The 22,785-nt window shown below is 71.0% G+C and carries 17 protein-coding genes; 3 read left to right on the top strand and 14 right to left on the bottom strand.

Annotated features, from left to right (window positions below; all coding sequences use genetic code 11):
• Positions 1-184 precede the first annotated feature (184 nt).
• Together I003_RS0126420 and I003_RS0126415 are read left to right on the top strand one after the other, a co-directional pair.
• The gene (locus tag I003_RS0126420) at positions 185-1,891 is read left to right on the top strand and encodes a SpoIIE family protein phosphatase (protein ID WP_027774256.1); all 1,707 of its coding nucleotides are present in this window, start codon (positions 185-187) and stop codon (positions 1,889-1,891) included.
• Between the two features lie 225 nt (positions 1,892-2,116).
• Positions 2,117-3,142: a YihY/virulence factor BrkB family protein gene (locus I003_RS0126415; protein ID WP_037721784.1), complete on the top strand. Its 1,026-nt coding sequence runs from the start codon at positions 2,117-2,119 to the stop codon at positions 3,140-3,142.
• Positions 3,143-3,304: 162 nt separating this feature from the next.
• On the opposite strand, the gene I003_RS0126410 is transcribed toward I003_RS0126415, so the two are convergent.
• The 8 genes from I003_RS0126410 to I003_RS33290 form a co-directional block, all read right to left on the bottom strand.
• Entirely contained in the window at positions 3,305-3,949 is a 645-nt protein-coding gene (locus tag I003_RS0126410; RefSeq protein WP_027774254.1) for an alpha/beta fold hydrolase, read from the bottom strand.
• Between the two features lie 304 nt (positions 3,950-4,253).
• Complete coding sequence (gene tpg, locus I003_RS0126405) at positions 4,254-4,811, bottom strand: telomere-protecting terminal protein Tpg (protein WP_027774253.1); 558 nt, start codon at positions 4,809-4,811, stop codon at positions 4,254-4,256.
• 3 nt (positions 4,812-4,814) lie between these two features.
• Positions 4,815-6,842 carry a telomere-associated protein Tap gene (tap, locus tag I003_RS33300; protein WP_027774252.1) on the bottom strand — a complete coding sequence of 676 codons (2,028 nt, stop codon included), beginning with the start codon at positions 6,840-6,842 and terminating at the stop codon, positions 4,815-4,817.
• Positions 6,843-7,432: 590 nt separating this feature from the next.
• Positions 7,433-9,031 (bottom strand): FAD-binding oxidoreductase, encoded by a 1,599-nt coding sequence (locus I003_RS0126395; protein WP_486584394.1) that lies wholly within the window; start codon positions 9,029-9,031, stop codon positions 7,433-7,435.
• Between the two features lie 141 nt (positions 9,032-9,172).
• Positions 9,173-10,108 (bottom strand): Ada metal-binding domain-containing protein, encoded by a 936-nt coding sequence (locus tag I003_RS33295; RefSeq protein ID WP_051368497.1) that lies wholly within the window; start codon positions 10,106-10,108, stop codon positions 9,173-9,175.
• 523 nt (positions 10,109-10,631) lie between these two features.
• Entirely contained in the window at positions 10,632-11,399 is a 768-nt protein-coding gene (locus I003_RS0126385) for an SDR family NAD(P)-dependent oxidoreductase (protein WP_027774250.1), read from the bottom strand.
• A 264-nt stretch (positions 11,400-11,663) separates the two neighbouring features.
• Positions 11,664-12,461 (bottom strand): SDR family NAD(P)-dependent oxidoreductase, encoded by a 798-nt coding sequence (locus I003_RS0126380; RefSeq protein ID WP_037721782.1) that lies wholly within the window; start codon positions 12,459-12,461, stop codon positions 11,664-11,666.
• A gap of 203 nt (positions 12,462-12,664) precedes the next feature.
• A complete protein-coding gene (locus tag I003_RS33290) occupies positions 12,665-13,894 on the bottom strand; it encodes an acyltransferase family protein (protein WP_078564385.1) in 1,230 nt (409 codons plus the stop codon).
• Between the two features lie 658 nt (positions 13,895-14,552).
• On the opposite strand from I003_RS33290, the gene I003_RS0126370 reads away from it, so the two are divergent.
• Positions 14,553-15,437 carry a sigma-70 family RNA polymerase sigma factor gene (locus tag I003_RS0126370; protein ID WP_027774248.1) on the top strand — a complete coding sequence of 295 codons (885 nt, stop codon included), beginning with the start codon at positions 14,553-14,555 and terminating at the stop codon, positions 15,435-15,437.
• Positions 15,438-15,630: 193 nt separating this feature from the next.
• Here I003_RS0126370 and I003_RS0126365 read toward each other — a convergent pair whose 3' ends face one another.
• The 6 genes from I003_RS0126365 to I003_RS0126340 all read right to left on the bottom strand — a co-directional run bounded on the left by I003_RS0126365 (position 15,631) and on the right by I003_RS0126340 (position 22,689).
• Positions 15,631-16,707: a polyprenyl synthetase family protein gene (locus tag I003_RS0126365; protein ID WP_486584393.1), complete on the bottom strand. Its 1,077-nt coding sequence runs from the start codon at positions 16,705-16,707 to the stop codon at positions 15,631-15,633.
• Between the two features lie 351 nt (positions 16,708-17,058).
• Complete coding sequence (locus I003_RS0126360) at positions 17,059-18,588, bottom strand: DHA2 family efflux MFS transporter permease subunit (RefSeq protein WP_027774246.1); 1,530 nt, start codon at positions 18,586-18,588, stop codon at positions 17,059-17,061.
• 300 nt (positions 18,589-18,888) lie between these two features.
• Positions 18,889-19,350 (bottom strand): TetR/AcrR family transcriptional regulator, encoded by a 462-nt coding sequence (locus I003_RS33285; RefSeq protein ID WP_051368496.1) that lies wholly within the window; start codon positions 19,348-19,350, stop codon positions 18,889-18,891.
• Between the two features lie 34 nt (positions 19,351-19,384).
• Positions 19,385-20,317, bottom strand: a complete 933-nt coding sequence (locus I003_RS33280) for an aromatic prenyltransferase (protein ID WP_051368494.1) — start codon at positions 20,315-20,317, stop codon at positions 19,385-19,387.
• A 181-nt stretch (positions 20,318-20,498) separates the two neighbouring features.
• Positions 20,499-21,530: a methyltransferase gene (locus tag I003_RS0126345; protein WP_027774245.1), complete on the bottom strand. Its 1,032-nt coding sequence runs from the start codon at positions 21,528-21,530 to the stop codon at positions 20,499-20,501.
• A 175-nt stretch (positions 21,531-21,705) separates the two neighbouring features.
• On the bottom strand, positions 21,706-22,689 hold the full coding sequence (locus tag I003_RS0126340) for a carbohydrate kinase family protein (RefSeq protein WP_027774244.1): 984 nt from the start codon (positions 22,687-22,689) through the stop codon (positions 21,706-21,708).
• Between the last annotated feature and the right edge of the window lie 96 nt (positions 22,690-22,785).

Here is a 22,785-nt window from a genome sequence, read left to right as displayed (position 1 = left end):
GGATCGGGAATTTCGGGTGGTTATTTCGTGTAGGCGTAGTATGCGTCGTCATTGTCGTGCGGGGGCGGGGAAGGGCGAGAGCCTGAGCGTTTGAGGGCCGGTGCCTATGGGAGCCACGGAACCGAACACCGGAGCACCTGGCACGGGCGCTGCGACCCCCGGCCCGGGGGAGGTCGCAGGGTCGGTGCTGGAGGGGCTGCTGCGTCATTCGATGCTGGGGATCGCCGTCTGGGACACCGGCCTGCGCTGTGTCTGGAGCAACGAGGCACTTACGGGCTACGACGGGATCTCCCCGGATCGCCGTCTGGGGCGCCCGCCGCGGGAGGCGCTGGCGGGCGATGCCGCCGGCATGGAGGCGGTCATCAGGCGCGAGCTGGCCACGGGCGGTGGCGTCACGGGGCGTGAGTACCGTGTTCCGGCCGCTGAGGGCCGGCGGCGCGATGATGCGTTCTCCGCGTCTTTCGTGCGGCTGGACGACGCCGACGGGCGGCACGTGGGGGTGTGCATGCTGGTCGTGGCCGTCGGCGAGCGGCGATTCGTCGGGGACCGGCTGGCTGTGGTGAGCGAGGCCGGTGCCCGGGTCGGGACCACGCTGGATGTCATGCGTACAGCGCAGGAGCTGGCGGACTTCACGGTGCCGTTGGTCGCCGACTACGTGACCGTCGACCTGACGGAGGCGGTGCGGCTGGGTGAGGAGCCGCTGGAGCGGCTGGGACCGTCCCAAGGACGCGTCCCCACCTTCCGGCGGGCCGGGCAGGCGTCGATCCACACGGGCACCCCGGAGTCGCTGTGGGAGAACGGCGAGGTGGTCTACGTGCCAAAGACCTCGCCCTTCATGAAGGTCCTCTCCACGGGCCGCCCGCTGCTGCAGCCGTCCATCGACGCCCACCACGACACCTGGCTGGAGAGCGACCCGGCACGCGCCGAGAAGATACGCGAGTACGGCATGCACTCCCTGCTGATTCTCCCGGTCCATGCCCGTGGGGTCCTGCTGGGCGTGGCCGTTTTCGTGCGGACCAGGAATCCGGCGCCCTTCGACGAGAGCGACCGGTTGCTGGCCGAGGAACTGGTGTTGCGGGCCGCGCTGAGCCTGGACAACGCCCGCCGGTACACCCGTGAGCGGACCGCCGCCCTCGTTTTGCAGCACAGCCTGCTGCCGCGCCGGGTGGACGGCAAAGAGGCCATGGAGGTGGCCGCCCGCTACCTCCCCGCAGACGCCGAGTACCGGATCGGCGGGGACTTCTTCGACGTCATCGGCCTGCCCCGGGGCCGCCTCGCCCTCGTCGTCGGTGACGTGGTCGGGCACGGCATCAACGCCGCGGCCACCATGGGCCAGCTCCGCACGGCCATCCGGACACTCTCCGACCTGGACCTGCCGCCGGCCGAGCTGCTGACGAGACTGGACCGGACGTTCATCCGGCTGGTCCAGGACGAAGCCGAGGCCGCCGGCGGGGACGGAGCAGGCGGACCGGCGCATCCGTCGATGGGAGCCACCTGTGCCTACGCGGTGTACGACCCCGCCACCCACACGTGCACGGTGGCGCTGGCCGGGCACCCACCGCCCGCCGTCCATCACCCGGGCGGTGAGGTCACCTTCCCGGAGCTGCCGCACGGCACCCAACTGGGTGTCGGCATGTTCCCGTACGAATCCGGTGACATCGAGCTTCCCGAAGGCAGCGTGATCGCCTTCTACACCGACGGACTGGTCGAAGACCGGCACCAGGACATCGACGTCGGGATGGCGCGGGTGAGCGACGCACTGGGCCGGGGAGCTTCGTCGCCGCTGGAGGAACTCTGCGCGGCGGTCATCGGCACACTGCCCGTCAGCACTCCCGCCGACGACGTCACGTTGCTGCTGGCCCGCAGCCTGGGGGACGCCGGGCAGGACTGACTCGCCAGGGCGTTGGCACCAGGCCCCGGCCCTGGCCAGGGGGTGCCTCGATGCCGTGAGGGGCCCGGCCCGTCACCCGTTCGGCTCAGTACCGCTGAGGGCGGCGCTCCCCCGGGATCGACAGGACCCCGGCCGCGACCATCACTTTTTAGCCGGAACCGACAGAAATTTTCAGTTTGTCGCGAATGCGGGTGTGAGGTGTGCCCGCCCGGCTACCCGTACACCATGGTGCGGACTTTGAAACGGCACAGAAGGCACGGCGGACACGCCGAGACCGGCCCGGATGAGCAGGTGGAGCAGCAGGCGCCGGACACGTTGGCGGGCCTGCCCAAGCGCTCCTGGGGAGCGGCGCTGAAAGGCACCGTGAAGGAGTTCAAGAAGGACGAGCTGACCGACCGGTCGGCGGCGCTGACCTACTACGGGATCCTGGCGCTGTTCCCGGCCCTGCTGGCGTTGATCTCGCTGCTCGGCGTTGTCGGGCGGTCTGCGTCGCAGCAGGTACTGGACAACATCCAAAAGCTCGCCCCGGGCGCGGCGCGGGACGTCCTCAGCAACGTGGTCAGGCAGATGCAGGGCAACGCCGGGCTCGGTTCCGTCCTGGCGATCGTGGGTCTGGCGCTCGCGGTGTGGTCGGCGTCCGGGTATGTCGCCGCGTTCATCCGCACCGCGAACGCGGTCTACGACGTCCCCGAGGGCCGCCCGGTGTGGAAGGTGCTGCCGGTCCGCGTGGGCGTGACGGTGGTGCTGATGGTCCTCGCGGTGGCCAGCGCGGTGATCGTGGTGTTCACCGGCGGCATCGCCCGCCAGGTCGGCACCGCGCTGGGGATCGGGGACACCTTCTTGACGGTGTGGTCGATCGTGAAGTGGCCGGTGCTGGTCCTCCTGGTCACACTCATGATCGCGATCCTGTACCGGGCCACGCCCAACGCGCGGGTGCGCGGTTTCCGCTGGATCACCCCGGGCAGCTTCCTGGCGCTGCTGATCTGGATGATCGCCTCGGCCGGGTTCGCGGTGTACGTGGCGAACTTCGGCTCCTACAACAAGACCTACGGCACCTTCGCCGGCGTGATCATCTTCCTGGTCTGGCTGTGGATCACGAATCTGGCGATCCTGCTCGGCCTGGAGTTCGACGCGGAGCTGGCCCGCCAGCGCGCCGTCGCAGGCGGTCACCCGGCCGGGAAGGAGCCGTACGTCCAGCCGCGGGATACCCGCAAGTGGGATGAGGAGGATCGTCGCCGTCTCGAGGACTGAGGGTGGGGAGCGGTCACCTGTACCAAGCGGCGGCTTCCGCCCCGGAACACGCGCCCAGCGGTGGCCCGGCCGGCCGCCGAGCTGTGCGAAGGCTGCACCTGGGTGATGAGCCACGTGGGCGAGCCGGCCTATCTGCACCGGCCGGGATCGCCGTCATGCACGTCAGCCGGCCCGGGCCATCCGCGTGAACCACTCCCCCGCCGCGTCGCCGACCTCCTCCAGGGCGCCCGGTTCCGGGAACAGGTGCGTCGCGCCGGGGATCACGCGCAGTTCGTGCGGTGCGGTGAGCTGGCGCGCCGCCTCCTCGTTGAGCTTGATCACGGCGTCGTCCCGGCCGCCGACGAGCAGCAGCACCGGTGCCCGTACGTCGGCGAGCGCGCCGGCCGCGAGGTCGGGGCGGCCACCGCGGGAGACCACGGCCCGTACCAGCTCGGGCCGCTCGGCCGCGGTGATCAGGGCCGCCGCGGCGCCCGTGCTGGCGCCGAAGAGCCCGATGGGCAGATCGGTGGCGCGGGCCGCGAGCCAGTCGGCGGCGCCGCTGAGGCGGCGGGCCAGCAGGGGGATGTCGAAACGGTGCTCGCGGGTGACCGCATCGGTCTGGTCCTCATCCGGCGTGAGCAGGTCCAGGAGCAGGGTGCCGAACCCGCGGTCGTTCAACTGGGCGGCGACGGCCTGGTTGCGCGGGCTGTGCCGCGAACTGCCGCTGCCGTGGGCGAACAGCACCAGGCCCGCGGCCTCGTCGGGCACCGCGAGGTCGCCGGTCAGCCGCGTGCCGGCGGTCTGGAGGGTCACGCTCTCGACGGGCATGGTCGCTTCCCGCCTCCCTGGGACGGTGTTGCTGAGGGTCGGTACCCAAGAAGGATGGGGCAAACCGCAGGCACGCCCGAAGACGCCGTACGGCGCGTCGCCCGGACGGCCCGGGCGAGCCCCCCGAACGAGCCGCCGTCTCCGCGGGGCAGCTCCCGTGAAAACCGCCTCCGGGCTCGGGAACGGAGTCTGCCTGTGGCTACGGAAAAGCCGGAGGGTGCCGGCGGGAGGGGGCGGTGGCCGGGAGGTCGACTCGCGGGTCCTGCGCGGGTGCGCCGGCGTGTCCCCGAAGGGGGCTGGTGTCTCAGGTGAGGTCGACGTCGAGGTGGTCGATGTCGGTGACGGTCACCTCCAGGCCGGCCGCGCGGCGGCCTCGGTCCTGGAAGTAGGCGTGCCCGAGGCCCGAGGCGAGGATGTCCCGCAGCTCCGCCTCGCCGGCGCCGGCGGCGTGCCGGTCCAGGAGCCGGGCGGTGATGTCGGGCGGGAGCTGTTCGGTGATGCGGCGCATGCGGGGGTCGTCGGTCGAGCCGGGGGCGGCGGTGAAGCCGAAGCGGGCGCGGGTCTCCACGATGGCGCCGCGCCGGGCCGCCTGCCGGATCGCGCGGATACGCACCCGGGGCTGCCAGCTCCTGCGGACCTCGCGCTCCAGCGCTGCCGCCAGGCGCGGGGTGGGCCGTGTGGCCTGTCCGGCGAGGTAGCGCTCGACCTGGCGCTGGGAGCAGCCGAGGCGTTGCGCGGCGCGGCGGGTGGAGCCCTTCTCGGCGCGTACGAGGAAGCGCATGCGTGCCTGCGGGCCGGCGGGGATGGGGCGGGTGGCGGTGGCCTGCAGGGCTGCTTCGAGGGATTCGCCGATCGTCACCATCGGTTATTCCTGCCCGTCGCGGGTGGGGTCGTCCTTGATGTGGCGGGCCGGGTTGTAGTGCTGTTCGATGATCTCGGCGGCCCACCACAGGTCGCGTACGCCCTCCACCTTGGTCATGCCGGGGCTGACGCCGAGGCGGAAGACGCCGGGGGCCGGTGTGCCGTCGGGGGTGCGGGGCAGCAGGTGCAGCGGCGAGGTGGTGGGGGCGGGGTAGACGACGCAGTCGGAGAGCACCGCGACCGGGTACCGGCCGTGGGCGGCCATCTTGAGCATCTTGCGGTGCATGTTGATCCGGGCGGTGGCGATGACCGCGGCGCGGATGTCCGGCCGCCATGTCGGGCGTTCCAGTGCCGCCCACCGCTGATCCGTACGGAATCTGGCCTTGCCCTGGGCGCGTTCGCGGAGCTTGCCGATGCCGCCCTTGACGGTCGCTTTGATCGCGGTGAGGACAGCCGCGGCTGCCGGGTCGGTGTTCTTGTGGCCGGCCATCGCCTGGAGGTAGTCGGCTTCGGTGAGGTTCTTCGTCACGCCGAGGTCGGCCATCGTCGCCAGGTAGGCGTCGCGGAGCCGTTCGTACCACGGGTCCAGGTACGCGCCCGCCTCCGGCCGCAGCCACGCTTCCAGCGGTGCGATGGGGTGGCCGAGTTCGGCGGCGTAGGCGACGGTGGGGGTGGTGTACCAGGCCGGGCCGGTGGGGCGTTCGCCGGTGGGTGTGAACGGCGACGGCAGCCGGGGGTCCAGCTCGATGTGGGAGAGGTCGACGTACCAGGAGCCGGGGACCTTCTTGTCGAAGCGGGGGCCGTCGGTGTGCACCGGGGCGGACAGACCGACGGTCAGCCGGTTCGCCGCCGCGGCGAACGCCATGTTGACGTCCAGGCCGATCACGTACGGCAGTTCGCACTCGGCGTCGGTGAAGCCGCCGGGGCGTACCCAGTCGTAGGCTTCCTCGTCCAGCTCCTGCCCGCTCTTGCGGCCTTGGGCGACCGGGTGTTCCTCCGGGGCCTCCGGCGGGGCGGGGTCGACCGGGGCGGTGAGGGATCCGGGTACGGGGCCGGAGGTCCAGCCGGTGGCGCCGCGGACCGGGCGGGTGGGCGGGCGCAGTGCGGTCATCAGCTCCAGGCCGGTCACCGCGGTGGAGCCGCGGGGGGTGATGACCCGGGCCGCGTAGGTGCCGAGCACCCGCGCCAGCTCGCCGGGCGTGCACTGCCCGGCGCCGGGCCAGGCGCGGTCTTCCAGTGCCTCCCAGCCCAGGACGGCGAGTTGCACGCAGCGGCGGCGGCCGTGTTCGGCGGGGCGGTAGATCCTCGGCCAGGGGCCGAAGCCACGGCGGGTCAGCTTCCAGCCGGCGGCGAGGATCTCGCGTACCACCGGGTGGTCGTCCGCCAGGCGCATCCCGTCGTCGAAGGCGCGGTTGTCCAGCCGGGGCGGCAGGCCGAACCGCCCGGCGGCGGCTTCGGTGAGCACGACCAGCGGGTCGGCGTCCTGGCCGTGGCGGTGCAGCCGCTCGGCGCCCAGCCCCATCCGCAGGGCCCACTCGACCAGTTCCGCGATCGACCCGGCGGGGCAGGGCAGGGTGCGGCCGTCGGCGAGGTGGGCCAGGCCGTCACCGTCCAGTACGGCCAGCGGTCCCGCCGGATAGCGCTGCCCCGCCGTGGCCTGCTGCCGTGCCGGAAAGGCGGTGCTTCCTGCGTTTCCTGCCGCCGGGGAGGCGGCGGCCGCAGACGGTGGGGTCTCCGGCGCCGTGGAGGGTGCTGCCGCAGGGCCGGGGCCGGTGTCCTGGGCGGTCAACTGGTCGGCCATGCCCTGCAGAAGCCTGGTGTATGCGGCGCGGGTGGCGCCCTTGGGCTCGCTGCGGCCGCTCTCCCAGCCGGCCACCGTGGAGCGGGCCACGGACAACGCCTCGGCGACCTCGGCGCGGGTCAGGCCGTAGGCGGTGCGCAGCCGCTCCCGCTCTGCGGGCGGGGGGAGGTCAAGCCGGCGCGGGCCGCAGCGCAGCAGGGCGTCCACCGGGTCGTCGTCTTCAGACGGCATGGCGGCGGTCTCTCCCTCCTTCCCTCCCGCCCGCCGGCCCCAGCCGGTTGTCGCGGCGGTGTCCGGGAGTTCCCGCGGGTGCCGGCCGGTGAGGATACGCGCGGGGCTGCCGGCCGGGGGCGGCGGGGGGCGGCGGCACGGGGCCCGCCGGAAGCGGCCTGCCGGGGCGGGGGTCGCCGGTGGGGACCTGGAAGGTGCCGGGGCTCACCCCGCCGCCGGCGGGGGTGGGCAGGAAGCCGTCTGGGTGGGCGACGGTCCGCGCGCGGTGGCGCCGTCCCCGGGCGGGTGGTTCCTCGACGCTCCGGCCGGCGCGCAGCGCCTGCCGGACATCCACCGCGAGCACGCCGTTCCCCTCACGCAGATCGCCTGGGCGAAGCGTCTTCCAAGTGATCCACGCACTTTATCAGCCGGTAGAGCGCGTGCCGGAGGACGCGGCGAGAGGGCTGGGGGTCCGGTGTGATGCGTCAGAAGCGGCCCGCGGCCCGGTGCCCGCCGGCGCGGGCCGGGCAGGAGGGGCCGGGGGCCGGTCGTGCGGAACCGGCCGGCGGCGTGGTGCCACCGGCCGGTTCCGGCCGGGTCCTTGTCCCCGCTTATGTGGCGGGGAGCTTGATGGACTGGCTGTGGTGGAAGAAGTCACGCGGGTCGTACTTCTTCTTGATCTGCTGGAGCTTGGCGTAGTTGTCCTTGTAGTACAGCTCCTGCCAGGACACGTCGGAGGTGTTGTACTGCGGGTCGCTCAGGTCGATGTCCGGGTAGTTGACGTAGCAGCCGTCGGTCACGTCGTTGATGACCGGGACGCCGCCGGTGTCGGCGTAGAGGCTGTGGTAGAACTCGCGCAGCCACCGCAGCGACATCGCCTCCTCGGCCGGGTCGGTCCACCAGATCGACCACGCGGCCTTGTACGCGGCCTCGCGGTGCGGGAAGGCGGTGGCGTCCGGCGCGACGGCGGCGACCTGCCCGCCGAAGGAGCTCAACTGCACGTTGGCGGTGGGGTTGACCAGGTCGTCGCGGGTCAGGTGCTCGTAGATCGTGTCGATCTGGTCCGCCGGTATGGCGGTGCGGTAGTACGAGGACTTGTTGTCGCTCTTGAGGCTGGGGTCGTTCAGCGTCGGGTTGGTGGTCCCGGCGTAGCGGGCGGCCTGGAACCACGGCATGCGGCGCGGCTCGCCGAGGTCGGCCATGGCGGCCATCTCGCCCATGTGGGTGGTCATCGGCTCGTGGGCCACTTCCACGCCGGCGGTCACGGTGGCCAGGAAGTCGTCCAGCATCTCGCGCGCGTCCGGGACGGTCGCGTCGAGCTGGGTGACCATGCCGACGTAGCCGCCGGACTTGTGGTTCAGCCACAGCGCGCTGAACAGGTGGTCGTTGACGGTGCCGGGCTTGAGGTTCTTGGCGTGCCAGTCGCCCCAGTTCTGCACCAGGCGCTGGAAGCGGTCCTTGGTCATCTCGGCCCACGGCCAGGACACGGCGTGCACGAACACCTCGGCCGGCGGCTGCGGGAGCAGCTTGGCGGGGTCGGTGCCGGTCGCGCCGGGGGAACGGAACCAGAAGCGGGTGATCACGCCGAAGTTGCCGCCGCCGCCGCCCGCGTGGGCCCACCACAGGTCACGGTCGGGGTCGGACTGCTCGCGGGTCGCCACGATGGCCTTCGCGGTGCCGTCGGCGCCGACCGACACCACCTCGACGCCGTAGAGGTGGTCCACCACCAGACCGAGCTGACGGCACAGCAGGCCCCAGCCGCCGCCGCTGACGTGGCCGCCGGCGCCGACCTGGAAGCAGATGCCCGCGGGGATCGTGACGCCCCAGGAGCGGTACATGCGCTCGTAGACGTTGAGCAACTGCGAGCCGGCCTCGACGCAGATGGCGTTCTTCTTGGAGTCGAAGTAGACCTTGTTCATCTTCGACATGTCGAGGATGACGTTGACGTCGGAGTTGTAGACCCAGTCCTCGTGGCAGTGGCCGCCGCTGCGCACCGTCAGGCGCTTGCCGTCCAGCACGGCCTTCTGGACGACGGTGCGGACCTGCTCGGTGGTCTCGGCGAGGCAGACCTTCTCGGGTGTGGCGGTCCAGCGCTGGTTGTAGCCGCGGACCATGTCCTGGTACCGCTTGTCGGCGGGTGTCACCGTGGTGATCGGCTCCGCCGCGGTCTCGGCAGCCGCGGCCGGCGGGGCCAGGGCCGTTCCCGTCACGAACGCGGCTCCCCCGGCAGCCGCGCCTCCGGCCAGGAAGTTCCGTCTGTGAATGCCTTGATCCTTACGTGCCATCGTTCCGCCCCCTAAGTCTGACGAATGGGTGCCGCCACGCTATGGATCTCTTCAGTCCGCTGGCACTCAGAAAGTTGCGCTTGTACTCGGGCCTTTGGGACGGCCGACGGCCGGGGGGCGGGTCCGCCCTTCTTGCCGCCTGGCCGGGTCCGGTCTGGGGTAGAGGCGGGTCTGGAGCGACTGGCGGATCCGTTCGTGGTGGCAGGCTCTGCGGACTTCCGGCGGCAGCAGCAGCGCGCCCGGATCCAGGGCCGCGGGGCGTGTCAGTACCCGCGCGACCTGTGCGTGTAACCGCGGGTCGCCCGCGAGGTGCCGCGCGTGCGGGAAGAGTTCGGCAAGGCGTGCACGTGATGCGCTCTCCGTGCCCTCCAGGACCGCGCATACGCCTTTGTCCGCCACGGCCACCAGCACCGGCCCGGCCTCGGCGACGCCCGCGGCCGAGCGGATCTCCACGCCCGCTCCGCCGGCGCGAAACGCCTGGGGGGTCATGCCCAGTATCGCCGGGACGGCGGAGTAGAACTGGCCGTTGGTGGTGAAGCCCGCCTGGTAGATCGCCTCGGAGACGGTCCGCGCCCGGATCAGCCGTTCCCGCACCCGCCGCGCCCGCACCGCCGCCCAGTAGGTGTACGGCGTCACTCCCGTCAGCGACTTGAACAGGCGGTGTAAGTGGAAGCGGCTGTAGCCGATGCTCTGCGCCATCTCGTCCCAGTTCGGCGGCGCCACCGCCTCGTTCATCAGCAGGCAGGTGTGAGCCACGACGTCGGCGTGGGAGCGGTCCAGTTCCCGCTCGCCCGGACGGCAGCGGCGGCAGGGCCGGTAGCCGCGGGTGTGCAGTTCCTCCAGCGATACGTGGAACTCCACGTTCTCCCGCCGGGCCAGCCGCGCCGTGCACGAGGGCCGGCTGTAGATGCCGGTGGTCCTCACCGCGTAGTAGAACCGTCCGTCCGCTGCCCTGTCCCGTTCCCGGACCGCGCGCCAGCGCTGTTCATCGTTGTCGTACATGTATCCCCCCGGTCGTCCCTCGCGCGCTCGCCCGGGCCGGCGGTCCCCGACCACGCCCCGGATCTCCCTGGCCGCGTCACGGACGGCGTACGGCCACGGCAGCGCACGTCTTTCCCCGATGTCACACCGCGGCCGCACCCTCGCCGCTGGTGCCGGGGCGGCGACGGTGCATGGGGGGTGCCGCGGCATCGCGCCCGAAGGACGGCCCGGCCGGTGCGACGGCCGGCAACGCACAAGCGCCAAGCGATCGGCCGCCCGCAGCGGCGCCGGCATGTCAGCGGCGGGGATGTCCTGCTCCGCCGCTTCTTCGGCCGCCGGCCCCGCCGGGCCGCCGGCCTTCGCGGTGCTCGCCGCCGGCCCGCCGCGGCTGCGCGGCACCGCGGACGCGGGCGGTGCCGGTCCGCTTGGTGCCGCGTGGCGCTGTCGTGCCGGTCAGCGCCACGCGGCGGGACGGCGAATCCGGCCTGTGCCGGTTCTCCTCGTGCTGTCCGCCCGCGCGCGGCTCACCGCGCGGGCGAAGCCGTCACCAGGGCACCGGGCCCTCCGCGCTGAAGAACCCGGCGGTCGGCCCGTCCTCGCCGAGGGTGGCCAGGCGCACCAGGACCGCGGCGCCCTGCGCGACGGTGAGGAACCCGGTGTGGGCGTTGCTGTCCGTGGCGACGAAGCCGGGCGCGGCGGCGTTGACCAGGATGCCGTCCTTGCGCAGCTCGTTGGCGTACTGCACGGTCAGCGCCGTCACCGCGGACTTCGACGGCGCGTACGCGGCCGACGGCAGCAGTTTCGCCGTGGGGCCGTTGGGGTCGCTGGTGATGGTCAGCGACGCCAGGTGGCCGCTGACGTTGACGATGCGCGGCATCGGCGAGCGCCGCAGCAGCGGAAGCATCGCGTTGGTGACCGCGATGACCCCGAAGACGTTGGTCTCGAACACCGCGCGGACCATGTCCAGGTCGATGGAGCTGGGGATCTGGTCATGGGCGTCGGCGGGCGATACCTGCCCGGAGCCGGTGATGCCGGCGTTGTTGATCAGCACGTCGAGGTGGCCGTAGCGCTCCTCGATCTGCTTCGCGGCGTTCTGGACGGTGTGCGGGTCGGTGACGTCGAGGGTGAGGGCGTGCGCGTCTCTTCCCGCCGCACGCAGCGCCTCGGCGGCTTCCTCCCCGCGTTGCGGGTCCCTGGCACCGATCAGCACCGTCATGCCCAGCTCGGCGAGTTGCTCGGCAGCCCCACGGCCGATCCCCTTGTTCGCCCCGGTGACCAGTGCGACTTTCTGCTGCGGGGTCTGCTCGCTCATAACCAGCTCCTTGCTTGAAGAAGTGCTCACCTCAGAACGTGACTTCCACTACCTGAGACGAGTCGGCCGGGCCGGTTGTGACGGGTGGCGGAAACAGCCGGGAGAGGCCCGTCTGCTGCGGGAGAAAAGCGCGGGCCCCCGGGGGGCCGGTCCTTGAAGGTCCGGCAACCGGGGGCCCGGGGCGGTTCGCCCGAGGAGCGTTCGCGGCCTGCCGTCGTCGCCGCCGGCTGCGGCGCGGCTGCTGTGGGAGGCCGGGGAGCGGGGTCAGACGTGGCGGACCACGCCGCCGTCGACGCGGAGGGCGGCACCGTTGGTGGCGGTGGACAGGTCGGAGGCCACGTAGACGATGAGGTTCGCCACCTCCTCCCCCTCGGCGAAGCGGCCGAGCAGCGAGTGGGGGTGGGTCGCCTCGAAGAAGTCGTCCTCGATCTGCTTCAGCGTCGCATCCGGCCGCTGCTGCTGGAGGAAGGCGAAGAAGCGGTCGTTCAGCTCGGAGTGGGTGGGGCCGGGAAGCACGGAGTTCACGGTGACGCCGCTGGCCCGGTAGGTCTCGGCCAGGCCGCGGGCCACGCCGAGCTGGGCGAGCTTGGTGACGCCGTAGTGCACCATGGCCGCCGGGATGTCCAGGGAGGAGGAGCTGTTGACGAAGATGATGCGGCCCCGGCCGCGGTCGGCCATCCCGGTGACGTAGTGGCGCGACAGCCGCACGCCGCTCATCACGTTCAGGTCCCACAGGTGCTGCCAGTTCTCGTCCGCCACCTCGGTGAACTGGCCGAGTTCGGCGGTGCCGGCGTTGTTGACGAGGACGTCGACGTCCGGGACGGCATCGATGATCTGCTGCACGCCCTCCACCGTGGCGACGTCGCCGGGTGCGGAACGCAGGTCGGCGTCGGGGACGGTCTTGCGGATGTCTGCGATGGCGCTCTGCACCCGCTCCTCGGTCCGGCCGTTGACGTAGACCCGGGCGCCGGCGACGGCGAGCTGCGCGGCGGTTGCCTTGCCTATGCCGGCGGTGGATCCGGTGACCAGCGCGGTGCGGTTGGACAAGTCGAGGTTGAGCATGGAGACGACTCCTGGGTCTTGGGGGGCGATGACCGTCAGACTTCGGCCTCCCTGGCGGGGAGGGCTTGATTCCGGCTTTCCCCACGACTTTCCCCGGCACCGGTATAGATCTTCTTGATCTGTACTCGAACGCGGCACACCGTGTGACGCTCCGGTGGACGTCCCGGCCGTCAACCGATGTGCCGCGTTGCCCAAGGGTGGTCTCAGACGACTTCGCCGCTCGGTACAGGCCCCTTGTTCCGGGGCGCCGTCTGCGCGGTCCCGGGCGCCGCACCCGGGGCGGGCCGCTTCTTGCTGCGGCTCCATCGGCGCATCACCGGCTGTTCCACGAGGCTGTACAGCAGCCAGGCCGCCAGCAGGTTCGCCAGGAACAGCACCAGCAGCATGCCGAGCGCGGGCAGGGTTTCGTAGGTGCGCGTCCCCAGCACCTCGGGCCGGCCGTAGAAGATCACGATGCCCTGGACGAGATAGAAGGCGAAGGAGACGTTGCCGAGCCACACCATGGGCCGCCTGGCGAGCGGACCGTCGTCGCCTCGCAGGTCGGAGGTGGCCGCGGCGCACAGGATCATGCCGATCGGGACGACCGTGGTGAGGCTGAAGTTGTACGGGTCCGGGACGGTGAGCGCGGCCCAGTAGCCCAGGCAGAACAGGGCCGTTGCGGGCAGCAGGCCGATGCGCGGCCACATGCCCGCGGCGACGATGCGGGCGAGGATCATGCCCAGCACGAACTCGAACAGCCGCGGCGGCGGGAAGGCGTAGCCGAACCACTCCTGGTTCGCCGTCAGGTCACCGAACGGGCTGGGGGCACCGCCGGCCATGAACTGCTTCGTCACCACCGCCATGGCCGCCACCCCGGCGACCATCGCGCCGGCCCACGCCCACAGCCACCGTTCCGAGATGCGCCTCACCAGGACGATGAACAGCGGGAACAGGGCGTAGAAGAGGACCTCCGCGCACAGCGACCAGGACGGGAAGTTGACGCTCATCGCGATGTCGGGCCGGTTGCTGAAGGTGTGCACCAGGAAGAGGTTGGACAGCCATGCCTCCACCGGGGTGGCCGAGGCGAACAGCCACAGGGCCAGCGCCCAGGTCACGATGTGGTTGGGGAAGATCTTCAGTACGCGGCGGCGGTAGAACGCCGTGACCCGCTCCCCGGGTATCGCCGACCATGCCAGGACGAAGCCGCTGAGTACGAAGAAGAAGGCCACGCCGATGCGTCCGGCGGGCAGGAAGACGTCGGCCACGTCCTGGGCGAGTTCGAGATCGGAGAAGAAGGTGATGGGCGAGTCCGGCCGCAACGGGCCGGCGAGATAGGAGGTGTGGTAAACGAAGACCAAAAGGGCCGCCAGGAACCGGAGCCCGGTGAGCGAGGGAAGCGTGGCCGGGCGCTGCGGTGAACCGCTTGTCGCCGGCGCGGCGGTTCTGTCTGCCATGGTGCACTGCCTTTCGATCGGGGACGCGGCATGTGGAGGTGGTCAGCGCGCGGTGAAGTCGCGGGCTGGACGGGCGGCACAGTCGGCCGTGATGTTGCTGGTCCCGGGCGGGGGGAGACGCCTGGCCGGAAAGTGCTCGATGGCCGCGTCACTGTTCTCCGGCGAACCGCTGCGCAGACTATGCGGGAGCCCTCGGGACCTGCTCGCACCCCGCTCGAAGCGTTGCGCACGGAGGCGTTGACGGTCAGGGCCGGCCCCGGCGGAAAGCGCCCGGGCCGGGCCGTAGCGCCTCGGCCGCGGCGCCCGCAGCGTGCACGGACACGGGTGGAGTCAGGCTCGAAAGCGGGTGGGGACGCGGCCCGGCCGGGCGGCGCGGGGGCGGCGTCGGTGGCATCCTGGTGGCCCGTGGCTTGCGGGAACGGGCCGGGGAGGGGTGGGGGCCGGGGTCCGGCTGGAAGGTTGCGGTCGCCGGTCACAACCTCGGGTTCCCGCTCGTCAGTGCAGTGAGAGCACTCCGCGGATCTCCCGAAGCCGTGACCGCCCGTATCCGCGCCCGGCCGTCGTCGGCTGTTCCTGACCGGCCGGACACCCAGATCGTGCGGACGTCGCGCGGTGAACGGCAGCCCGGGCGGGGTGCAGGGGCCCAAAAGGAGCGGCGATGAACGAGAGTGAATGGCTGGCGGATCGTTTCGAGGAGAACCGGGTGCACCTGCGGTCGGTCGCCTACCGCATGCTCGGCTCGCCGACCGAGGCCGAAGACGCGGTGCAGGAGTGCTGGCTGCGGCTGAGCCGTTCCTACGACGACGAGATCACCAACCTGCGGGGCTGGCTGACCACCGTGGTGGGCCGGGTGTGCCTGGACATGCTGCGTCAGCGCCGCGCCCGCCGGGAGGACTCCCTGGAGGAACTAGTTCCCGCGGTGGCCACGTTCTACGAGGACGACGGCCCCGAGGAGTACGCGCTGCTGGCGGACTCGGTGGGACAGGCGCTGCTGGTGGTCCTGGAGACCCTGGATCCCGCCGAACGGCTGGCGTTCGTGCTGCACGACATGTTCGGCGTGCCCTTCGACGAGGTGGCGGTGATCGTGGAGCGCAGCCCGGCCGCGGCCCGGAAACTGGCCAGCCGCGCGCGGCACCGGGTGCGGGGCGGCCGGTCGGCGGCCGAGCCCGCCTCGCCGCAGCAGCGGGAGGTGGTGCAGGCGTTCCTCGCCGCCGCGCGCGACGGCGACTTCGATGCGCTGCTCTCGGTGCTCGATCCCGACGCCGTGGCCCGCAACAACGGTCTGCCGGTGGCTCTTGGTTCCGAGGCGGTGGCCAAGGGGGCGTCGGCGTTCGCGCCGTTCCTGCAGGTCGCCTGGCTTGCGCTCGTCAACGGGTCGCTGGGGATCCTCGCCCAGCAGGAGGACGGCGGCCTGCGTGCGATGACCTTCGAGATCTCCGGCGGGAAGATCCGCGAGATCGACGCCATCTCCGATCCGGAGCAACTGCGCGGCATGGACCTGGTGGTGCTGGGGCCGCCGTACCGCGGACGGTCCGGGGGGTGACCGTCCGCGGTGCGAAGACCGCACCGGGCGGCCCTGCTTCTTTGACGAACGGCGCGGTGCAGATGTGACCGGACAGGCGCTGCCCGGGCCGTCGCGGCATGAACGGCCTGGTCCCGGGGCCCTTTATGGCGGCTGCGCAGCCGGCGGAGAGCCGCGCACCCCGGCCGGCGGGGCGAGCGGGCACCGCGCGGTGTTACGCCTTGCGGTAGGCGACCCGCATGGCCAGGTCCTTCAGTTCGTTGCGCCACACCGGGGCGATGGGCGCGTCGGCGATGGCCTTGCAGCCCCGCTCGACGAGGCCGGCGATGTGCTTTTCGACGTCCCGGGGAACGCCGGTGTCCACCAGGCGGCGGCGCACCTCGTCGGGGGTGTGGCCGGGCTCTGTGATCAGGGCGTGGATGCGGTCGTCGCGCTGCATCGCCCAGCCCAGGAGCAGTGTCATCTTGTGCTGGGTGAAGTCCAGGCCGGCGGGCTTGCCGGTGTCGGCGGAGTCGCCGAAGGCGTCCAGCAGGTCGTCACGGAGCTGGAACGCCTCGCCCACCGCCTGGCCGTACTCCTCGAAGGCCGGGGCGAGATCGGTGCGTTCGGCGACGCTCGCGCCGACGACCAGGGGGCGGTGGATGGTGTAGCTGCCGGACTTGATCTGGGCGATCCAGCGGGACAGGCGGGGATCGACGGAGAACTCGGCGGCCGCGGTGACGTCCATGTACTGGCCGATCATCACTTCTGAGCGCAGCTTGTGCCATTCCGGCATCGCCGCCGGGGGCGCGCCGGACATCAGCTCGTCCGAGTAGACCAGTGCCAGGTCGCCGACGAGCAGGGCCACGCCCTCGCCGAAGCGGCGTGCTTCGCCCTGCCAGTTGCGGCTCTCGTGGAGTGCGGAGTGCGTGACGTGGACGGTCGGCATGCCGCGCCGCTGGCCGGAGTCGTCGAGGACGTCGTCGTGGATGAGGGCGGACAGGTGCAGCATTTCCAGGGCCGCGGCGGCCGCCACGGCCCCGGCGGCGTCCTTCGGGTCGCCGTCGGCGCTGAGGTAGCCGGTGACGCAGAAGGTGGGCCGGATGCGCTTGCCGCCCGAGGCGATCATGTCGGACAGCGTCTGGACGGCGGCGGCGGGCCGCTGGTCCACCCCGGCCCACACGTCGTGTTCGGCCGACAGGAAGGAACGCAGCCGGTCCTCCACCTGCCGCAGCAGGTCCCCGCTGGTACGGCGCGCTGAAGCGGTCGGTTCGTCGCCGTCGCCGAGCCAGGTGGTCACTCCCGTGGTCACAGGTGTCTCCTTGGGTAGTGGGTGCGTGCAGTCGGGCGGAGGACACGAAGTGGGCGGCTCGGCACGCTCCCGGGGCGCCGGGGCCGGGCAGGCGGCGGTGGCCGGACAGTGCGCCGGGCCCGCGGCCCGGCGTGCGCTCCCCCGGCGTGAACGGCCGTGCCGTGCCCGCCGGATGACAACCGGGAACCGGGGTACCGGCTCGGTGGAAGAGCGCTGTCACCGGGGCCGGGGGGGCCGTACGGTCCGGCGTTCACCGGTGCACGGCCGCAGCCGCCGGGGTCTGCCCGGCACACGAAACCCGCCCCCGGGCGGATGCCCGGGGGCGGTGCGGTGTCGGGGAGCGGGGGTCGGTCACGAGGAGGCGGGGGCGCCTGTGGCCTCTTCCTCCTCCGCGGCGGCCGCCCCTTCGGTGGCCTCGGCGACCGCGTCACGCGGCCTGGAGTCCACCTTGTCCATCAGCACCAGGACGAGCAGGGTCGCGACGACGAGTACGCCGCCGGCGGCGCGCAGCGCCAGCGCGTATCCGTCGGTCTGCGCGATCTGCGGGAGTTCACCGTCGCCGATCTTGTCGTTGACGTAGCGCAGGGCGAGGGGAACCAGCGTGGCCAGACCGAGCGAGCCGCCGACCTGCTGCATGGCGGTCTGCATGCCGGAGGCCAGACCCGCGTCCTGGCCGGTGACCTCGTGCAGCGCACCGTTGGTCAGGGCGGGGAAGCCGACGGCGTTGAAGAAGCCGTACACGAGCAGGCCCGGCATGATCCCGCTGACGAAGGACGCGTCGGTGGCCAGGCCCTCCGCGGCCAGGACCAGGCCGCCGCCGCTGCCGAGGAAGGAGATCATCAGGATCGGCTTGACGCCCACCCGCGGCAGCACCGTCGTCGAGACGGCCATGCCGATGCCGATGGCGACGGTGAACGGGATGTAGGCCAGGCCGGTTTCCATCGGCGAGTAGTCGAGCACCTGCTGCAGGTACAGGGTCAGCAGGAAGGCGTAGGTGTAGAAGGACGCGAGGGTGAGCACGCTGACCGCGTTGGTGGTCACCCGGGTGCGGTTGGTGAAGAACCGCAAGGGGATCATCGGGTCGGGAATGCGGCCCTCCCACACGATCATGAAGATCAGCAGGCCGATTCCGGCGAACAGCGGGAGCAGCACGTCCACGGAGCCCCACGGGTCGTCGGCGGCCTGCAGCAGGCCGTAGACGATCGCGACCAGACCGCCGGTGGCGGAGACGGCGCCGACCACGTCGATCTTCTTGCCGGAGGCGCGGGTCATGCGGCTCTCCGGGATGACCCGGGGAACCATGATCAGCGCGTACACGGCGACGGGGACGTTGATGAAGAAGATCCAGCGCCAGTCCACCAGGTCGGTCAGCGCTCCGCCGACGACCGAGCCGACCGCGCCGCCGACCGCGGACGTGCCGCCCCAGATGCCCAGCGCCTTGGTGCGCTCCTTGGCGCTGCGGAACAGCACCGGGATCAGGCCCAGCGCGGCCGGACCGGCCAGCGCCTCACCGAATCCCTGGACGAACCGGCCGCCGACCAGCATCCCCGAGTTGGCCGCGGCACCGCACACGACCGAGGAGATGCCGAAGACCAGCACACCGGCGATGAAGATCTTGCGGCGGCCGTACATGTCGGCGAGCCGCCCGCCCAGCAGCAGGAAACCGCCCGCGGTCAGCACGTAGGCGTTGACCACCCAGGCGAGACCCCCGGGGGTGAAGTCCAGATCCCTTTCCATCTCGGGAAGGGCGATGTTCACGACGGTGACGTCCATCATGAGCATGAACTGCATCGCCGTCAGTACGGCGAGCGCCGTCCACCGCCGCGGATCGGCGTCGGCGAGGACGCTCCCGCCTTGCGCTTCCTTCTCTGCGCTGCTCATACCTAACTCGTTCCTCCGAATGATCCGCGGCTGGGGGGACTCCGACTGCCCAGGCGACTCACCGGCCCGGCGATGCAGGAGTGCCGGCAGGTCGCCAGCCCCGCCGGCACGCGGGATGGTCTGCCTCTCAGGAATACTGACGAAGCAACCCCCACAGATGTGACACACCGCGCTGACCTGGTCGTTCGCCGTGTCGCCCGGTGGCCGCAGGGTCGTCTCGAAGGGGTCCGCGGCCGGCAGGATCACAGGGCGGAAGCCGGCTGTGTCCTGCCGGTGGGACGCACATCACCTGACCGGCCGTCAGCCCAGGTAGTGCCGGATCGTCGGGATGAGCAGCTGGATCAGCTCCTCACTCGACGCCGACGCGATCGGCTCCAGCTTCACGACGTAGCGCAGCAGCACCACACCCCAGACCTGCCCTGCCGCCGCGTTGACATGGATCACCGGGACCTTGATGGTCTCCGCCGCCTGGTAGATGTCCATGCCCTCGATGCCGAGCGCCTTGCCCACCTGCGCGAAGAGCTTGTTGGCGAGGAACAGGCGCATCTGCTCCGCGCCTTCCTCGCTGTTGACCGCCGCGTGCAGCAGGCCGAGGAGCCTCGGCCGCACCTTGGGGTCCTCCCACAGCTCGAAGGCCGCGCGCAGAAGGCTCTCGGCCAGTTGTCCGTGCGGCCCGTTGAGCGCCTCGACACCGGCCTCGCCGAGAACGCCTCCCAGCGTGTCCAGAGCATCACGATCTTCGGCGCCAATCGCTTCGGGCATTTCTCCTCCTGATTGTCTGTCGTCGGTTCTTTTGCTACGCGCCGCGGTGAGCGGCGGCGAGCTTCTCGAAGGTGGCGGCCAGCGGCAGGTTGTCCCAGAAGGCGGGCGGCCTGCGGAAGTACACCCCGAGCTTGTGGTATTCCTCGCGGCGCGAGATCGTGGCGCCGTAGACGAGGACCCGGGCGCCGTCGTACTCGTAGGGCGCGTTCTTGGTGAACCGGGCGATTTCCTCGTGCAGCGTGGTGGGATACGCGGTGTCGTCCGGGCTCACCGAGGAGAAGCAGATCCGGTGGATGTCCGAGGACTCGTAGGTGAAGGTGGGGTAGATCGAGAAGGAGTTCTGGACGAACTCCAGGAAATCCGGGGTCGGCGCCGGCAGATTTGTGTCCTCGAGCAGCGACAGGACGGACTTCTCTCCGAGGGTTCCGGCCATGAAGTACACGTTGACGGTGCGCTTGATGTAGTCGATGCCGATGATCGAGATCCGGTCGCCCATTCCGTTGAGACCGTCGAAGGTGCGGGCGTGCTCGGCGACGCTGCGCGGCATGGACGGCAGCGAGGCAAGCGTGGAAAGCTTCCCCAGGTTGTCCAGCGGGAAGAAGATGTACGTCTTCTTGAAGCCCTCGACGACACCGGCTTCGACACCGTAGAAGGTGACGGGGCTGGACTCCACGATCTCCGGGAGCAGGTTGGCGATCGGGTGGTCCAGCGCCTCGATCCAGCCGTTGGCCACGGCGATCTCGTACGGGTCTCCCACCTCGGTCGGCACCGTGAAGTTGTAGTCGATGTCCCCGCCGTGCCGCTCACCGCCCGCCATGGCCATGACGATCACGGACTCTTCCGACACCCCGTCGCCGAACGCGGACAGGACGGACATGACCTTCTGCCGCGAGCAGGGTATGTCCAGCAGCCCGGCCGATTCCTCGATGGCCGAATATACCGCTTCAGCGTTCTTTGATTCCGGCATTCTTCCTCCAGGGTTCAACATTCGTTCCCGACGGAACAGGGAAATAGAGCGACGGAAGACATCAGGTATTTACCGGGGCTCTCGCCTTGGAGGGGTCGATTTCTGCGACCGTACCAGTCGTCCACCACTTCGATCATGCGTTGTACTCGACATCCGCTCGAAATCTGCTGGAATCCGCCCGTCAGGCGGTTTTCGTCGCGGACAGCATGGCCTCGACGGTCAGGGCGTGCGGGGGCAGATTGTCCGGGTCGTCGGTGACCGCTTTGGTGACCTTGAATCCGCATTCTTCGAGCCAGCGCTGCCAGGTCGACAGTTTCTGCGGGCCGCCCTGCCCCATGGTGCAGCCGACGAAGAAGCTGGGATAGAAGTCGACGGTGTAGTTGTCGGTGTCCCGGAGGTTCTCGGGAAACACCGGAACCAGGGCGTGGATCTCGCCGCCGGCTTCCAGCGACTTGTGGACGCCTTCGAGGATCCGGAAGACGTCACTCTTGTCGAACATGGGCAGGAAGTGCTTGATGAGGACGACGTCGAATCCCCTGGGGACTTCTTCGAAGACGTCACCGCCGATGAACGAGCATTGTTCCTCGACGCCGTGGGTCCGGAAGTTCCGCAGGCATTCCTCTTGTTTCTCGGGCAGATCGAAGGTGGTCACCCGGAGCCCGGAGGAGTTCGCCAGCCTGAGCGTGTTGACGGCGCCGAGGCCGGTGTTCCCCGCGAGGTCGAGGACCCGGGCTCCGGCCGGGATGTCGATCTGGGAGAAGAACCAGGGGTCGACGTGGGCGGTGACGGTGTTCATCAGCTTCGCCCACGGCTCGCGCAGCTCCGGCAGCTCGGCCAGTGCGCTGTACAGGTCGCCGTCGAAGCCGTACAGCTCCTTCAGGCCGGCGGTCGTGCCGGTCCGCACGCTCTGGGTGAGGTAGAACAGCTGCCTCAGCGTGACCGCTTTGATCATGTCGAGGTCGGCGAGTGCCGACTGGAGGTCCTTCTCGGCGACGCCCGCGAGTGCGTCGAGGCGGTAGGTGCCGGCGGCCTCGTCGTGGGCGATGAAGCCTTCCTTGACCGGCAGCAGCAGGAGCTGTTCCACGGCGTCCGGCTTCGCGCCGGCCACCTCGCCCAGCTCGGCGGCCGTCATGCCGGGCCGGTCCCGCAGTGCGTCGACGAGGCCCAGCTCGAAGCAGGACAGCAGGGTCATGAACCGGGACGGTCCCACCATGTATTCGCGAAACCGAGCCAGCGTGGCTTCTGGCGTCATGTCACTGGCCTCTCTCAGTAGCGGAAGTGATCCGGCGTGCGGCGGCCCTCGGCCGGGCAGGCTCCGGGCCCGGTGTCCGGGTGCGGAAAGGGGGTTTCGGCCCGGGCAGTGCCGAAGCGGCCGGTGTGCCCGGGGTTCACCGCGCGCCCGCCAGCCGGGGTTCCAGGGCGCGGGCCGCGTCGTTGCCGTAGGTGCGGCCGATGCGTGCGATCAGGTCCGTGGCCAGGAGCTTGTACTCCTGGGTGCCGACCGACTCCAGCACGGTGGTGGCCAGCGCGCAGCCGAGCCGGGCGGCCTGTGCGGGCGACCGCTGCCAGAGCACGCCGGCGAGGAAACCGGCCCGGAAGGCGTCGCCCGCGCCCGTGGGGTCGGCGATCTTCTCCGCGGGCACGGCCGGTACGAGCAGCCGGGGCTCGCCGGCGCGGGCCAGGGACACCCCGCCCGCGCCCAGGGTGGTGATCCAGGTGCCGACCCGGGCGAGGAGGTCGTCCTCGCTCCAGCCGGTGCGTTCGCGCAGCAGCGCCGATTCGTATTCGTTGGTGAACAGCCAGGTGGCCCCGTCGACCAGCCGGCGGGCCTGCTCGCGGTCGATGCGGGCCAGTTGCTGGGAGGGGTCGGCTGCCACGGGGATGCCCTGGCGGTGGGCGGCGGCGGTGTGCCGCTGCATGGCGTCGGGGTCGTCGGCGCCGATCAGGACGAGCGCGAGCGGGCCGGAGCGTGCGGCGGTCTCGGCCAGATCGATGCGGGATGCCTCGGCCATGGCCCCGGCGTAGAAGGTGGCGATCTGGTTCTGGTCCTGGTCGGTGGTGCACACGAAACGCGCGGTGTGCAGGGTCTCGCTGACCCGCACCGCGGAGGTGTCGACGCCGTTGGCCTTCAGCCAGGTGCCGTACTCGGCGAAGTCCATGCCCGCCGCGCCCACCAGGAGCGGGTTCAGGCCCAGCAGGCCGAGGCCGAAGGTGATGTTGGCGGCGACACCGCCGCGGTGCACCTTCAACTGGTCGGCGAGGAACGACAGGGAGACCCGCTCCAGTTGGCCCTCGATCAACTGCTCGGCGAAGCGGCCGGGGAACACCATCAGGTGGTCGGTCGCTATCGATCCGGTCACGGCGATACGCACGAAAGGTGCTCCTTGGGTCCGGGGCTGGACGAACCGGCCGGTGCTGGGCCGGGAGCCGCCCGGCAGGCTCGGGAGAAGGGCGAAGGAGCGGCGGGG

It is taken from the genome of Streptomyces sp. CNQ329, from assembly GCF_000482585.1.
The sequence above is the reverse complement of the archived record's forward strand: the minus strand, read 5'-3'. Positions and strand labels throughout refer to the sequence as shown.

Bases quoted from the DNA above. Each gene is read 5' to 3' on its own strand.
- I003_RS0126415 (WP_037721784.1), top strand. From the start codon at position 2,117: ATGGTGCGGACTTTGAAACGGCACAGAAGGCACGGCGGACACGCCGAG.
- I003_RS0126410 (WP_027774254.1), bottom strand. From the start codon at position 3,949: ATGCCCGTCGAGAGCGTGACCCTCCAGACCGCCGGCACGCGGCTGACC.
- tpg (WP_027774253.1), bottom strand. From the start codon at position 4,811: ATGGTGACGATCGGCGAATCCCTCGAAGCAGCCCTGCAGGCCACCGCC.
- tap (WP_027774252.1), bottom strand. From the start codon at position 6,842: ATGCCGTCTGAAGACGACGACCCGGTGGACGCCCTGCTGCGCTGCGGC.
- I003_RS33295 (WP_051368497.1), bottom strand. From the start codon at position 10,108: ATGTACGACAACGATGAACAGCGCTGGCGCGCGGTCCGGGAACGGGAC.
- I003_RS0126385 (WP_027774250.1), bottom strand. From the start codon at position 11,399: ATGAGCGAGCAGACCCCGCAGCAGAAAGTCGCACTGGTCACCGGGGCG.
- I003_RS0126380 (WP_037721782.1), bottom strand. From the start codon at position 12,461: ATGCTCAACCTCGACTTGTCCAACCGCACCGCGCTGGTCACCGGATCC.
- I003_RS33290 (WP_078564385.1), bottom strand. From the start codon at position 13,894: ATGGCAGACAGAACCGCCGCGCCGGCGACAAGCGGTTCACCGCAGCGC.
- I003_RS0126370 (WP_027774248.1), top strand. From the start codon at position 14,553: ATGAACGAGAGTGAATGGCTGGCGGATCGTTTCGAGGAGAACCGGGTG.
- I003_RS0126360 (WP_027774246.1), bottom strand. From the start codon at position 18,588: ATGAGCAGCGCAGAGAAGGAAGCGCAAGGCGGGAGCGTCCTCGCCGAC.
- I003_RS33285 (WP_051368496.1), bottom strand. From the start codon at position 19,350: ATGCCCGAAGCGATTGGCGCCGAAGATCGTGATGCTCTGGACACGCTG.
- I003_RS33280 (WP_051368494.1), bottom strand. From the start codon at position 20,317: ATGCCGGAATCAAAGAACGCTGAAGCGGTATATTCGGCCATCGAGGAA.
- I003_RS0126345 (WP_027774245.1), bottom strand. From the start codon at position 21,530: ATGGTGGGACCGTCCCGGTTCATGACCCTGCTGTCCTGCTTCGAGCTG.